Here is a 14,339-nt window from a genome sequence, read left to right as displayed (position 1 = left end):
ACACAGATGAGCAGACCCTATAGCAGATTAAGATGCTATAGGGTCTGCTGCTTGTATGACCTACAAGTCTACTGGGTGGGAAATATAGCGCCAAACTTATTTCACCTGAATGCCGATCAATGCAGTTACAACACCGTTATCCTCTGCATACAGCGATATACGGCGACTATCCATGCTCCAGCGGAGCGAGTTGTTATACGCCTGAAATTCAGTCGTAACCGGTGTAGTCGTGCCTGTACTACGATTGAAAATGTACAGACCTTTCATCCCCTGCTGACTTTCCTGATAAATAGAAAAGGCGAGCATTGTACCATCCGGCGACCATGCCGGGCGACCGAGCAGCGTTCCTTCGGCAACTTTACCAAGCATTTTACCATTGTGATCGATAATCATTAGCTTTCCCGGCTCAGATTCATTATGACCGACCTGCTGAATAACGATCGACTTGCCATCTGGTGCCACGTCAAAATTCCACACATCCTTTGCAATCGGCATTGCCTGTAATTCGCCTTTTTCTACACGATTCAAGGCAGAACCACCGACAAAATAAATCGTTTCGCCAACTTGTTGTACTTGCATAATCGTATCTTTGGTATTCGTACCTTGAAGTTGAAGTGTTGTTTTATGCCCTTGCAGGTCAAAAGTCTGTAAGCCCGTATCGGGGGTTCCGCTGATTAGATGCGAAGAGTCCGCCCATTTGAACTCATTTACCATGTCGATATTGCCAATAGTGACGATATCTCCAGATTGGATATCGAGAATATAGCCTTTGATCGTATATCGGTCATTCGCTACACCTTCGGTAAAAAATACATGTTTGCCATCAGGTGCAGCTTCAGCAAGCAATTGTATTCCTTTGCGATCCGGTGTTAGCTCATGTTCAGCGCCTGTAGCAGCGTTATGCACCATCAGGCGATTGTTGCGCTCGATAATCATCTCATCGGCAGATAGCCAGGTCCGCCCATACACTTGATCAAGTTTATCAATTGAAGATAGACTGATGGATGGCGCCACAGGCACACTTGCTGCATGATCTACTACCGTTAGCTTCTGATCATTGCCACAACCAGTAAGCAGCGCCAGTGCCAGTAAGGAGCAACTGGCAAGCAACTTCCAGTAACGCTTATGATGACGAGAGGTTTTCGTTTGTAAAGTTTTAGAAGGTCTCAAAGCTCTCAAAGCTCTCAAAGCTCTCAAAGCTCTCAAAGTTCTGAAAGTTCTCAAAGTTCTGAAAGTTCTCAAAGTTCTGGAATTTTTCAAAGCTCTGGGAGTTCTCGAAGTGTAGCATGAAGGAGACGAACGAGACGAATCAAGCTGGATAAGATCAACCATAAAATCAACTCCTAAATTATGAAAATAATCCGACTACATACAAGCGCAGCGCTGGAAGGATGTGCGGTCTTACGTATGCATTCAGCGTACTACGTATACATTTCCAGTGTATGTACAATTGTATCGAACTTGTAAACAACAGCGTTTTTGGATGTTTTGGTGTACAATCGTGCAAAGATGTTGTTCATGGTATGATGAATAGGCAATGCACATGTAAGAGCAATGCACATGTAAAATATGGAATCATAATCAGCCTGGAAAGACTGTACCACCTGCAAGCAGGAGTGGACGCCATGCCGAAATCATGCATGTGGAGGTGAAAAGCATGAACGACCAGATTAGAGATAGACAGCGGCTACGTATACAGCTTTTGCAGGATTTATACGATTATCATTTTGGACCGGAAGAACGTTCGTTTCATCTGCCTGGGCCGAAGAAAAATGTAGGGCCTTTAACCCATAAAGAAACCCGTCTTGCTTATGACTATTTACACAAAAAAGGCTTAATCGACATTAAAGATGTTGTGGGATATATGCATTTTGTTATTACGCCGCAGGGTATTGATCTGATTGAAGATCGTCTACTGGGACAACATTCGAATCAGACATAGACGAAGGGTTTAGTCGGAATAGGTGAATGGTGATAGTGATATTACGCTACTGTTCAAACTTGGTCTGCGATAAGCAGTTAGGAACAGCAATACAAGCAATAACTCCATATTGAACAGTATAGAAAAGACTTTATTGCATGGATGAACAGCAATAAAGTCTTTTTTCATTATATGGATTATCCATCCTAACCCCGTATACATGCATTCAATAAAGCGGCATACTCAGTACAAATACATTACTATGTTCATCCGACGATTCGATATATAGGTTGCCGTTCATACGCTGGGCAAGCCGCCGCGCCAGCGGTAAACCCAGTCCGGTGCCGCTGCTCGCACGCGAACGATTCTGGCTTAATGTCGTATACGGCTCAAACACCAGCTCTTGCTGATCCGCAGGAATCGCAGGGCCTGAGCTGCTCATACGAATCTGTACGGTTTCGTCATGGAGCTGACTTTGTACGGTAATCCAGCCGTGTTGCGGCAAATTGTATTTGACCGCATTATCGAGTAGATTAAGCAAAATATGCATCAAATGCTTTGGATCGGCAAGCAGCTGTACAGGCTGATCGAGCTTCACATCCAGCGCTATGCCTGCGCTGGTCGCTTTACCACGTGTGCGTGCAGCTGCTTCTTCGATCAGATCATTGAGCTGTACCTGTTTAGGATGAAGCTCAAAATCATATTTATCCAGCAGCGATAAACGAATGGAGTCTTCAATTAATTCAATCAGACGACGGATTTCGGATGAAATGCTGCTGCTTGCCTCGCGTACAAGCTCAGGATCATCGCCATACATACCGAGCAGATCGGCATAAGATTGAATGGATGTAGCAGGCGTTTTTAGTTCATGGCTAATATTGCCGATAAAGGCCTTTTGTAGCTGCTCCAGTGCAGAAAGTTTCGTTACCGCTTGCTGGAGCTGTAGTTTCTCCTGTTCTAATAGATTCATACTTTGCTCAATCATACTGCCCATCTCCGTAATGCTGTCACCTAGCTCGCCCAGCTCATCCGAGCGCTTAAGCAGAGCATGTCGTTCATCTGGATACTGGCCATGTGCAATGGCACGTGCCTCGGTCATTAACGTATGAATATCACGCGTCTGCCGATGAATATACAGCCAGCCGATTAGAAAACTACACGCAAGTACAGCGGCTCCTGTCCATAGACAGAGCATCAACATATTATGGTAAAATTGCTGTTGCTCTGCAATCGACAGATGGAGCTGAATAACGCCAAGCAGCTGATCTGCACCATACACCGGCGTTAAATACAGCACATTCGAGCCTTCGGTAATATAAGCAGTTTGTCCTTGTAGCGCATAACGCATCGCTGCGCTGACATCACTACGGCGAGCTAGCGGTAAGGAATCACCGCGCAGCTCGCCGTTTCGATCGTATACAATTACCCGCATATTACTGGAAGCTCCCAGATCTACTGCTAACTCAGCCGCTCGCCGCTGCATGAACAGGCTAGGCGATAATCGCTCACCGCTTAAATAGGCTTGCTGAATACGCATCTGCATCAGATCACTTTGCCGCAGCAGAAGCTGTTCGGTCTGTTGTTGCTGATTACTACGAATACCGGATAGTACTAGTAAGCTAAGCACGGTCACCGTAAACAGCAGCAGCGCACCGAGCAATAATGGGAATTTCCAACGCAAACCGAGCCGTGGATGAAGCAGGGAATAGGCTCTCATGCCTGCGGCTCCGAGCGATAGCCAATTCCGTAAACGGTTTGCAGTAGGGATTGGTAGGGATCGAGCTTTTTACGCAAGCGTTGAATATGAATATCCACTGTGCGTGTTTCACCCAGATAATCCATTCCCCAGACTAGCTCTAATAGCTCGTCTCGCGTATACACGCGTCCTGGATGGGTAGCGAGCAGTACGAGCAGATCGAATTCTTTGGGCGTAAGTTCTAATGTCACACCGTCAATTCGAGCTTCGCGGCTGGCAGGCTGTACGGTGAGCGGCCCAAGCGTTCGCGGCTCGTCAAGTGGGAGAGGAGCATTTTCGCGATCTACACGCCGAGCAAGTGCTTTAATTCGCGCAATTAACTCACGAATATCAAAAGGCTTGGCGACATAATCATCCGCACCAAGCTCCAGACCGAGCACGCGATCAATCACATCATCACGTGCGGTCAGTAGCACAATGCCTAAACCGCGTCGTTGCTCCAGTCGGCGGCATACTTCATAACCATCCATTTCAGGCATCATCACATCCAGCACGAGCACATCCGGACGAAATTGCGCCACACGTGCCAGCGCATCCTTGCCATCGGTCGCGGTCTCCACCGTAAAATGCTCGCGCTTGAGCGCATAGGCAATCGAGTTGCGAATCGCAGCTTCATCATCCGCAATTAGCACACGCGTCGACATGGACAGGCTCCTTTCACACGATCAATCGGTAATGGTATCATTGTAGTATTCGATAATATCTTTACGGCGAATAATGCCGAGGAACAGACCTTCATTATCGGTAACCGGCACAAAGTTCTGATCGGCAGCGCGATTGAGCATATCTTCCATATTGGCAGTAATGACGACACTCTCGTTATGTACACGGCGCTGAATATCCGTAAGCGGTACATGGCGCATCGCTTCAAAATCAAGATTAAATGCATTTTTTAGCTTCCATAGCAGATCGCCTTCGGATAGTGTACCCACATACTTCCCTTGCTCATCAATGATGGGAATAGCGGAATAAGGATGACGTTCCAGCTGTTCTAGCGCTTCGAGCATCGAAGCTGTGGACGATACATAAGTAACCTGCTCTTTTGGCAGGAGAAAATGTGAGATTTGCACAAATGTCACTCCTTTACATCGTATGTTATCAATAATATTTCCATTAAAACATATTTTGAATCGCATGTGTAAAGGTTTACAGCATTGTAGCCACAAAGCAGGCAATGTATAATCCCTTATTTTAGGTGAAGGAGCTAGTACAATGAAGACCAAACAACAGTTGATTGATGCTATCGTAGCACAGCTACAACAGACAGCGCTGTACAAGGATGACTTGATTTCATGGGTAGAAGCTGCCTTTGACGATTCATGGCATGGTGATCTGGAGCCGCAGATCGCTATCGACCCGGATGGATACAGATTACTACTATATGAGCGTGGAATTCAAATTATGAACCAAAAAATCGATCCATCGCGCGAGCATGATGTGATCTACTGGATCCTGGATAGCTGTATTCAAACGGCCGCTTATCTGGAATTGCTTCGTCTTCACGGGATTGAACAGGGTAAAGGGCATTTACAGTTAACGGACACGATACAGGCAGAATGGTCTGCATTGATTCAACGCGCCTTTGCAGCTACCGATGATAGATACGGAGAAATGTATCGTAGTGGACGAAGAAGGGAATTGGAGCGGAGGTAATAAAGGGGTGTAGCTGGGTGTAGCGATAAGGGAGTTGATAAGTAAGGGGGATACACATTTTATCAGAAGCGGAATGAACGTAGTTCATATCTGTTTTATTGAGGACAATCTATGGAGGATCAATCGTATATTTTCGCTGAAGGCATTATTCACATAGATGAATAGTGTCTTTTTCCAATGCAGACATATTGATTTTGAGTGGCATCATGCCGATATAGGAATCAGTTCTTATATACCAAATATAGGAATTAATTCTCTTTTGAAAACTTATGTTTAATTATATTCTTTAATTGGAAAAATATAATTTAATTGGTTATTTAAACACGATAGAATAATAACACCTATATAAATAACAAGTAGATAAATATACATCGCTACAGGAGGATATGCGCTATGGAAAAATTGAATGAACAGGTGACAGATGAATTGGTCGTGCGCGCATTACAGGAAAACTTGGCAATTATTCGATTTGATACCGAGCATCGTGTCGCTTACGTTAATGATATTTTTGCACGTGTGATCGGGTATTCGCCTGGCGAAATGGTTGGGATGCATCATCGTGATCTGTGTTTTCCAGAGTTTTCGAATAGCCCGGAGTATAAAGATTTTTGGGACAATCTATTTACAGGCATTACTTTTCACGATCGAATTTTACGCCGTAATGCCAATGACGATGAGGTCTGGCTGGAAGCAACGTATATGCCGGTATGGGATCAGGGACGCCGTCATGTGATCGGGGTAACGAAGGTGGCAACGGATATTACCGAACGTCATCATCATTTGAGCCGTGTTGTGGATGATCTGCAACATACCGCCCAGATGCTGCATCAGCGTTCTTCGGATGGTATGCTACACAGCGAAGAGCTGCTGGTCAGCATGGAGCAGATCGCTAAGGTGACTTCTTCTAACGGAGAGACGATCCATCGCTTGCAGGAACAAGCTTATGAAATTCAAGATGTCGTGAAAACGATTCGTAAAATAGCATCTCAGACGCAAATGCTCGCACTCAATGCAGCGATTGAGGCGGCACGTGCAGGCGAATTTGGGCGTGGCTTTAATGTAGTTGCGCAAGAGGTTGGCAAACTGTCCAATATGGTGCAGGAATCCATTGCTCAGGTGAAATGTAGCGTAGACGCGATGGACTACGAGGTGCGCAAAATTTACAACACAACCACAGAAGTAGAACAGAGTGTAAAACGCGGACAGCAACGTATGCAGACAGCGATGGAGTCGTTTAATGCGATTTTCGCATCGGCTAATGAGCTGAATATTCATGCAGATCGTGTAACGCATGAGATTTGATGACAGGTCGTTCGTAGTTGTAGTCATTGCCAGGTAGTATCAGACTCATTATCGGTAAAAAAGGTTATCCTATCTATATCTTAATATGATGCTAGCAAACTAATAAATATCGTATTCAGCAAGCGAGAGTGAGCAGATCGTTATATGATCTACGTACTCTCGTTTTTTTGTAAGGAAATGGATGGAGTTGAATGATTATGATGTGATATGAACTTTATGTATAAATTTTCATGTGAATTAAACTTACATCTATAGTGGGGGTTATAATTATTTTCATAATGAAAATATTCAAATGTTATTGACGATGACTTTCTCACGTTATATGCTAATGATGAAATCGTAATCAATCCCATAGCGGCCGTAGATCGGCGTGTTACCAGTAATGGGCATGAGCCAACAACGGAGTGTAGTTATGACATACGTATGTCGTATGTTCTGCCTCTCTTGTGTGTGCTCTTATTTGCGTTTTGCCGAATTGTTCACGTTAAACGATTACACAACAAGCGGCGACTGCAGCGTCTCCTTGTTGGTTAGATTTTCGTTTAGCATCGTTTGTCATTCGTGTAGTAGATCATCTCGATCCGTATAGCTCACGTTACAATGGAATACTGAATAAGGCGAAATTATGACAGCATTGTTCAACAGCTATGTTTGGATTTTAACCCGATATGGAGGCAAACATAATGAAAAAAAGCTGCTTATTACTTATGATCGTCCTGCTTGTCGTTACGTCCTTTTCTTCAATAGCTAACGCACAAACTCAGTCACAGGTCAGTGAATCCAGCTCGTCATCTAACAGGCAACAAATAAGTGTGCAGCAATATATTCCGAATGGAACGGCCGTCTGGAAGCTGCAAAAAGGCACGCGCTTGTATATTGTGCAGGACGGGGGAAACACGGTTGATCCCACTTTAGCAAGTGTCGTTAAGCTGGTCGATGCCGAGCTGGCTGCCAAAGGGTTACCTTCTTCCGAACCGTTGCCCATTCAGACGGGAGACGAGTCTCTTGCCGAAGCTGGCGATATTATTATCCGTCTCGGACAGTTATCCGAAACTTCGAATTCGGAAGCATACAAGCTGGAAATTGCGGATCGGATCAAATTGACTGCACCGACCGCGCGCGGCATCCTGTATGGATTACGTACCATTGAGCAGCAGTTGTTAGTGTCCGGTGATCTACAATACGGTACGATTATCGATTATCCGACATTGTCGGAGCGTAGCTACCATATCGATATGGCACGTAAATTTTATACAAAAGATTGGTTGATTCAACAGGTGAAAGAATCATCCTGGCTGAAAATTAACACGCTTGAATTACATTTTTCCGAAAATGAAGGCTTTCGGCTGGAGAGCAAAGTGCATCCAGAAGTCATGTCACCGGAATATATTACACAGGCAGAAATGAAAGAGATTTTGGCGGTGGCTAAGCAATATCAGGTGGATATTATTCCTTCCTTTGATAGTCCAGGTCATTTGTAATATTTACTGCGTAACCATCCTGAATGGAAGCTCAAAGACAGCGAAGGTAACGCATGCAGCAACACGGAAGTATGTAAAGGTGCGCTCGATATTACGAATTCCGCAGCTAAAGCGTACATTTTTGATCTGTTGGATGAATATGCAGAGCTGTTTAAAGATAGCAAATATTTCAATATTGGCGGCGATGAATTTATTGATTTTAACCATTTTGATCGCTTCCCACAGCTGCAAAATTATGCACGCAATGTGCTGGGCATTGCTGATGGGACAGGGATCGATACCTTTATCGATTACACGAATCAGGTTGCCGAGCATATGGAGAAAAAGGGCTTTATTGCCCGTATCTGGAACGATGGCTATTTCCGTGATAATCAGACGGAACGTGTCCAATTGAAAAAGTCGATCCAGATCAACTACTGGACCAAATGGGATTCTCATATGGCGCCGGTGCAAACGTTTATCGATGAAGGCTTTAAGCTTGTTAATTTCAACGATGCCTATTTCTATTATGTACTTGGCGAAAATGCAGGGTATACATACCCGACTGGTGCCAAAATTTATAATGAATGGCATCCGGGTCTGTTCCCGAATATTAGCTCGGCTGTAAAGCAAGAGTATAATTCGCCGTATCCAGCTGCTATTCTAGGCGCTTCGTTTGCCATTTGGAGCGATACGCCGGGAGCGCAAACGCAGGATCAGGTAAGTGCAGGCGTGTATGAACCATTACGCGCCATGGCGGAGAAATCATGGATTGGCGAAAAGCGCTATAGTGATTATGCTGCGTTCAAAAGCGTATTTGATCAAATCGGTCAGATGCCGGGTTATGACCGTGCGCTGCCGACCGCAAGCGATATCGTAGACGCGAATAGTGTAGGTGTCGTTTATATCCATGCTGTCGATGAGGCAGGACAGACGCTGTATACTAGTCGGGTGTTCGGCACGCTCGGCTCTGCCTATACATTGACGCCGGACGTATTATACGGCTACAGTCTGCAAAGTCTGCCCGCCAATGCCAGCGGTACGTTTAGCGTCAAAGGCACTACGGTAAACCTTATTTATAATTTGAAAACGGACAAAACCGCTTTGCAGCAAGCCTATGATCAATCCGCCGCTTATCCGGCTGGCGATTATATTGCTGTCTCCTACCAACCGTATGCGCAGCAGCTTCAGCAGGCGAAAGCCATTTTGGATGATGCCAAAGCGACTCAGACGACGATCGACAGTATGGTGAGCAGTGTAAAGCAGGCACAAAGCCAGTTAATCGCGATGTCCAAAATGCAGTTGTATGTACTGATTCAGTTTCCACAGGCTCAAAACGATGCCGTATCGTCATCGTATACTAAGTACCTGGCAGCAATTGAGCAAGCAAAGCCGCTTCTGATTGATACGACCGCTTCCGAAGAGGATGTAGCCGCTGCGGTTAAGAATATCATCAGAACGATGAAAAATGTAAAGCCGATTGCCTTTAACGCCACGATGTACAAGGGGCTGAACGATGAGCAGTCTATCGATTTCAGTCCGGCATTCGACGGTAAATCGAGCACTTACGCAATGATTAATAGTATGCAGCAAGTAGGCGATACGATCGTATTCCATTTTGCTAAACCGATGAATCTGTCCAGCTTTACGGTTCAATATTATCCGGATGCGAACTATGGCAGAATCAAACAAGCTAATTTCCAGGTTGCCCAGCTGGTAGGAGGTTCGCTGCAATGGAAAACGGTCGGTACACTGGATGATTCAAAGCAAACGATGACGCTAGCGATGAATGAAAACGATGTGCAGCAAGCAAGAATCGTCTATACAGCAGATAGCGATGAATATACAATCCTTAACGAGCTGTCGTTTGACTACAATTCAAGTACAGATGATGCAGGCATTCAGCAATTGCGATCGATTGATACTCAATCGAACCGTATCCATTTACAATGGAATCCAGTTAGCGGTGCATCTTCCTATCTCGTGTATGTTAATGACGACGCACAGCCGATTTATAGTGGTAGTGATCCTTCTTTTGTGCATAGCGGTTTGCAGCCGAATACGGTTTATACGTATCGAGTGATGTCGGTGAGCAATGGCATGACCAGCATTCCGTATTTTGTACAAGTCAAAACGCTTGAACTGATCGATACGAAACTGTCGGCTTTGATGATCGATCAAGGTCAATTATCGCCAGCATTCGATCCTTCTGTTACCGCGTATACAGCGAACGTTTCCAGCGACGTGTACAGGTTCGGTTTTACGGTCGTTAAGCATCATCCGCTACAACAATTGACCGTGACAGGTGTAACGTATGGATCGAGTGTTACTGCCGATAGTTACAGCTATCAGGTCGATATACGACAGCCGCAGCAATCGGTAACGATTGAAGTCTATTCGCCCAATGGAACCGGCATAACGAGTATGTATACATTGCAAATTGTACGTAGTGCTACTCCATGGTTCAGCACAAAGCTAACTGGATTGCAAATTGCGGGTGGATCGCTTACACCGACATTTTCACCGGACACACTCAGTTACAACGTGTCGGTCGGCAGTGGTGTTGCTCAGACAACGGTGACGGCGAATGTATATGATACTTCTGCTGCGCTTACGATAAACGGGCAATCCGCTATTAGCGGTCAGGCACAGTCCATCCCTTTGAACATTGGCGCTAATGTTATCCCGATTACGATTAAAGCACGCAACGGTCAGATCCAGACGTATACATTGCTTGTGAGCCGTCAGGCTTTCTCTGACAGTGGTTCGGGTAGTGATCGTTCTCGTAACAGTTCTGGTAGCGGCAGTTCAGGAATCGTTTCGACTCCAGAAGCTCCGATTGTGTCCAACAACGGTCGTCTGATCCTCCATCCTTCGCAATCCGGCGAAGTGCGATTAGACAATACATTGTTGCTTTCGATTCCAGCAGGAGCGAGCGACAGTCCATTGATCGTTACGATGAAACGTCTGGATACCAGCGAGCAACCACCGACCAATGGTACTGTGCTGCTCAGTCCGGTATATGAATTGTTGAAAAATAATCCTTCGAATTTTATTCATCCGGTTACACTCAAGTTTACTTTTGATCCAAAAAAAATTGGAGCTAACGAGACAGCCGCCATTTTCTATTATGGGGAGTCCAGTCAGCGCTGGATTAAAGTTGGCGGTACGGTTCAAGGCAATGAGATTACGGGCGCGGTGAACCATTTTACGAAGTTTGCAGTTATGGCAATTAGCAAGACAGCGGATGCGCCTGCAACCGAACCAACGGTGACACAACCAACAACTCAACCAGCCAACTCTATTTCGTTTAGCGATATCCAATCTAGCTGGGCAGCATCCAACATTAAGCGTGCTGTTGCGCTTGGAATGGTGAAAGGGTATGCGGATGGTACATTCCTGCCGAACAAGCCGGTCACTCGCGCTGAATTTATCGTAATGTTGGCGCATGCGCTTCAATTGCCGACATCCGATCATACGCTTCATTTTAAAGATCAGGCACAGATTGGCATCTGGGCACAACCAGCGATTCGCGCCGCAATGGATGCCAAGATCGTTAAAGGCTATCCGGATGACCGTTTCCGTCCGAATGCGATCATAACACGTGCAGAAATGGCATCGATGCTCGCAGCTGCGATCCAATTGAACGAGTCCAGCAACACGGTATCTCGTTTTGCCGATGAAACTAGCATTCCGGCATGGGCAAAAGCATCTGTACACCTATTACAGCAAAAAGGAATCATTCAGGGTAGAACGGGTCATACCTTTATGCCACAGGCTGCGGCTACACGGGCTGAGGCGATCACCATTATTCTTAATCTGCTGGACGCTTCCAAATAGACTGGTGTATCGGCATACTGTATGCAGTTAGATGTTAGGCTGATCCAGCCGCTGCAAGCGGTGTAGCTTCATATCGGCACATTAGGTGCAATTATATCCTCGTTTGAAGAAATGAATTCTCTCTCTGCTTGCAGGTGAGAGAATTCGTTTTTTCTTTTGTTCCACATTCGGTTATATTATCAATAACAATCATAAGGAGGAATTCATCATGCGCGAATTTATCGAAGGCGATCATAAACATACGAACGATCTGATCCACGAGAAATCCCCTTATTTACTACAACATGCCCATAATCCGGTGAACTGGATGGCATGGGGAACGGAAGCATTTACCAAATCCAAGCGAGAGGGCAAGCCGGTCTTTTTGTCTGTCGGCTATTCCTAGTGTGGCTTACATCCACATGTCATTGGTGTCACGTGATGGAGCGAGAAAGCTTCGAAGATGAAGAAGTAGCTGCACTGCTTAATGAATATTTTGTACCGATCAAAGTCGATCGGGAAGAACGGCCAGATATTGATAATCTGTACATGGCGTATTGTCAGGCACTGACCGGGCAGGGCGGCTGGCCGCTTACCGTGTTGCTGACCCCAGAGCAGAAGCCGTTTTATGCCGGGACGTATTTTCCCAAGCAGACGAAGTATGGCCGGATCGGCATCATCGATATGCTGACTCAGATTCGGGATAAATGGATGAATGAACGCGAGCGCATTGTCGAAGCAGGCGACGCGATTGTACAGCGGATGAATGAAGTGAAAGCACAATCGGAACCCGGCAGTTTTGATGAATCGATCTTGCATCGGGCGTATCAAACGCTGGTAAGCTCATTTGACGAGCAGTATGGCGGTTTTGGCGGAGCACCGAAGTTTCCAACTCCGCATCATCTGATGTTTTTGTCGGCTTATGCCTATACGTATGATCAACCGCAGGCGCTGGCAATGGTGCGCACTACATTGGAACGAATGCATCGGGGCGGCATTTATGATCATATTGGCTTTGGGTTTGCCCGCTATTCGACCGATGAGCAGTGGCTCGTACCACATTTTGAGAAGATGCTGTACGATAACGCGCTACTTGCGATTGCCTATGTGGATGCGTATAGTTTGACCGAAGATGAGCAGTATGCGCGTGTGGCCGAGGAGATATTTACGTATGTGTTACGGGATATGACTTCGCCGGAAGGCGCTTTTTATTCGGCAGAAGATGCTGATTCAGAAGGTGTGGAAGGCAAATTCTATTTGTTTGATCGCGATGAGATCGAGGATGTGCTCGGTCTGGAAGCGATGCATACGTATTGTAATGTATATGACATTTCACCGGAAGGTAATTTTGAAGGTGCCAATATACCGAATCTGATTGCGCATACGCTTGCGGATATTGCGGAAGAACGAGATCTGAACGAGCTGGCATTGCGCACAGATCTGGAGGAATATCGTCAGAAGCTATTCCATTACCGTGAGCAGCGTGTTCATCCATTTAAGGATGACAAGGTGCTTGTATCATGGAACGGCATGATGATCGCTGCGCTGGCTCATGCGAGCAAACGACTGCAAAAGCCAGAATATGCACAGGCTGCTACCCGTGCCGTTGATTTTATCTGGGAAACGATGTTCCGCAAAGATGGACGATTGATGGCTCGTTACCGTGATGGACATGTAGCTTTTCCCGCTTATGTGGATGATTATGCGTATCTGATCTGGGGTTTACTGGAACTGTATGAAGCAACCGGTGATTCGAAGCATATTGGGCGTGCGCTGACGCTCAAATCGCAGTTAATCAGCCTATTCTGGGATGAAGAGCAGGGCGGCTTTTACTTTAGTGGCGCTGAAGGTGATCAACTGATCAGCCGCACGAAGGAAATTTATGACGGAGCGATTCCTTCGGGCAACTCGGTAGCAGCATGGGTACTGGCGAGACTGGCAGCGATGACGAATGATGATGAGCTGCGAGGTTATGCCGAGCGCATACTGGATGCTTTTGCCGGAACGGTGAAGCAATATCCAGCCGGTTATACGATGCTGATGCTGGCTGGCATGCAGATCATAAACAGTACGGAAGAGATTGTCGTTACTGGCAAATGGGAAGATTTGCAATACCAGCAAATGCTTGCTGAAGTGCAAAAGGCGTATCGTCCGTTTGCAGCGTTATTATTCAACGAGAGCGGAACTACCGGCGAAGCAACACGTAAACTGTTGCCGCATTTGCAAGATAAGTGGTCTTCATCGGATGCGATGACGTATATATGTGAAGGCTTTGTATGCCATGCACCATTAACGACACTGGAAGCGGTGACAGAGGCGTTGCAGCCAAAGCGTGCTTAAGGATACACTTTATACAGATACAGATACAGATACAGATACAGATACAGATACAGATACAGATACAGATACAGATACAGATACAGATACA

At 45.8% G+C, this 14,339-nt stretch carries 11 protein-coding genes; 7 read left to right on the top strand and 4 right to left on the bottom strand.

The window, feature by feature from the left end:
- Positions 1-96: 96 nt before the first annotated feature.
- Positions 97-1,170: a WD40 repeat domain-containing protein gene (locus tag AAHF22_RS17005; RefSeq protein ID WP_347326225.1), complete on the bottom strand. Its 1,074-nt coding sequence runs from the start codon at positions 1,168-1,170 to the stop codon at positions 97-99.
- Positions 1,171-1,657: 487 nt separating this feature from the next.
- Between AAHF22_RS17005 and AAHF22_RS17000 the strand changes: the two genes are divergently transcribed.
- Complete coding sequence (locus AAHF22_RS17000) at positions 1,658-1,942, top strand: hypothetical protein (RefSeq protein ID WP_347326224.1); 285 nt, start codon at positions 1,658-1,660, stop codon at positions 1,940-1,942.
- 205 nt (positions 1,943-2,147) lie between these two features.
- Here AAHF22_RS17000 and AAHF22_RS16995 read toward each other — a convergent pair whose 3' ends face one another.
- Genes AAHF22_RS16995 through AAHF22_RS16985 form a run of 3 tightly spaced genes read right to left on the bottom strand, consistent with a single transcriptional unit; the run spans position 2,148 to position 4,747 of the window.
- Complete coding sequence (locus AAHF22_RS16995; protein ID WP_347326223.1) at positions 2,148-3,638, bottom strand: sensor histidine kinase; 1,491 nt, start codon at positions 3,636-3,638, stop codon at positions 2,148-2,150.
- On the bottom strand, positions 3,635-4,321 hold the full coding sequence (locus AAHF22_RS16990; protein WP_347326222.1) for a response regulator transcription factor: 687 nt from the start codon (positions 4,319-4,321) through the stop codon (positions 3,635-3,637). The genes AAHF22_RS16995 and AAHF22_RS16990 overlap by 4 nt, the downstream gene beginning before the upstream one ends.
- A gap of 21 nt (positions 4,322-4,342) precedes the next feature.
- Positions 4,343-4,747 carry a CBS domain-containing protein gene (locus AAHF22_RS16985; RefSeq protein ID WP_347326221.1) on the bottom strand — a complete coding sequence of 135 codons (405 nt, stop codon included), beginning with the start codon at positions 4,745-4,747 and terminating at the stop codon, positions 4,343-4,345.
- Positions 4,748-4,889: 142 nt separating this feature from the next.
- Between AAHF22_RS16985 and AAHF22_RS16980 the strand changes: the two genes are divergently transcribed.
- The 6 genes from AAHF22_RS16980 (at position 4,890) to AAHF22_RS16955 (ending at position 14,251) form a co-directional block, all read left to right on the top strand.
- On the top strand, positions 4,890-5,330 hold the full coding sequence (locus AAHF22_RS16980) for an Imm63 family immunity protein (RefSeq protein ID WP_347326220.1): 441 nt from the start codon (positions 4,890-4,892) through the stop codon (positions 5,328-5,330).
- Positions 5,331-5,723: 393 nt separating this feature from the next.
- Positions 5,724-6,632 carry a methyl-accepting chemotaxis protein gene (locus AAHF22_RS16975; RefSeq protein ID WP_347326219.1) on the top strand — a complete coding sequence of 303 codons (909 nt, stop codon included), beginning with the start codon at positions 5,724-5,726 and terminating at the stop codon, positions 6,630-6,632.
- Between the two features lie 683 nt (positions 6,633-7,315).
- Entirely contained in the window at positions 7,316-8,113 is a 798-nt protein-coding gene (locus tag AAHF22_RS16970) for a family 20 glycosylhydrolase (RefSeq protein WP_347326218.1), read from the top strand.
- Between the two features lie 129 nt (positions 8,114-8,242).
- Positions 8,243-11,932, top strand: coding sequence for an S-layer homology domain-containing protein (locus AAHF22_RS16965; protein WP_347326217.1), 3,690 nt, complete (start codon positions 8,243-8,245; stop codon positions 11,930-11,932).
- Positions 11,933-12,140: 208 nt separating this feature from the next.
- Positions 12,141-12,317, top strand: coding sequence for a DUF255 domain-containing protein (locus tag AAHF22_RS16960; RefSeq protein ID WP_347326216.1), 177 nt, complete (start codon positions 12,141-12,143; stop codon positions 12,315-12,317).
- Positions 12,318-12,352: 35 nt separating this feature from the next.
- Positions 12,353-14,251, top strand: coding sequence for a thioredoxin domain-containing protein (locus tag AAHF22_RS16955; protein ID WP_347326215.1), 1,899 nt, complete (start codon positions 12,353-12,355; stop codon positions 14,249-14,251).
- The last annotated feature ends 88 nt before the right edge of the window (positions 14,252-14,339 follow it).

This window comes from Paenibacillus wenxiniae, assembly GCF_039822605.1.
Taxonomy (GTDB): Bacteria; Bacillota; Bacilli; order Paenibacillales; family Paenibacillaceae; genus Saccharibacillus; species Saccharibacillus wenxiniae.
The sequence above is the reverse complement of the archived record's forward strand: the minus strand, read 5'-3'. Positions and strand labels throughout refer to the sequence as shown.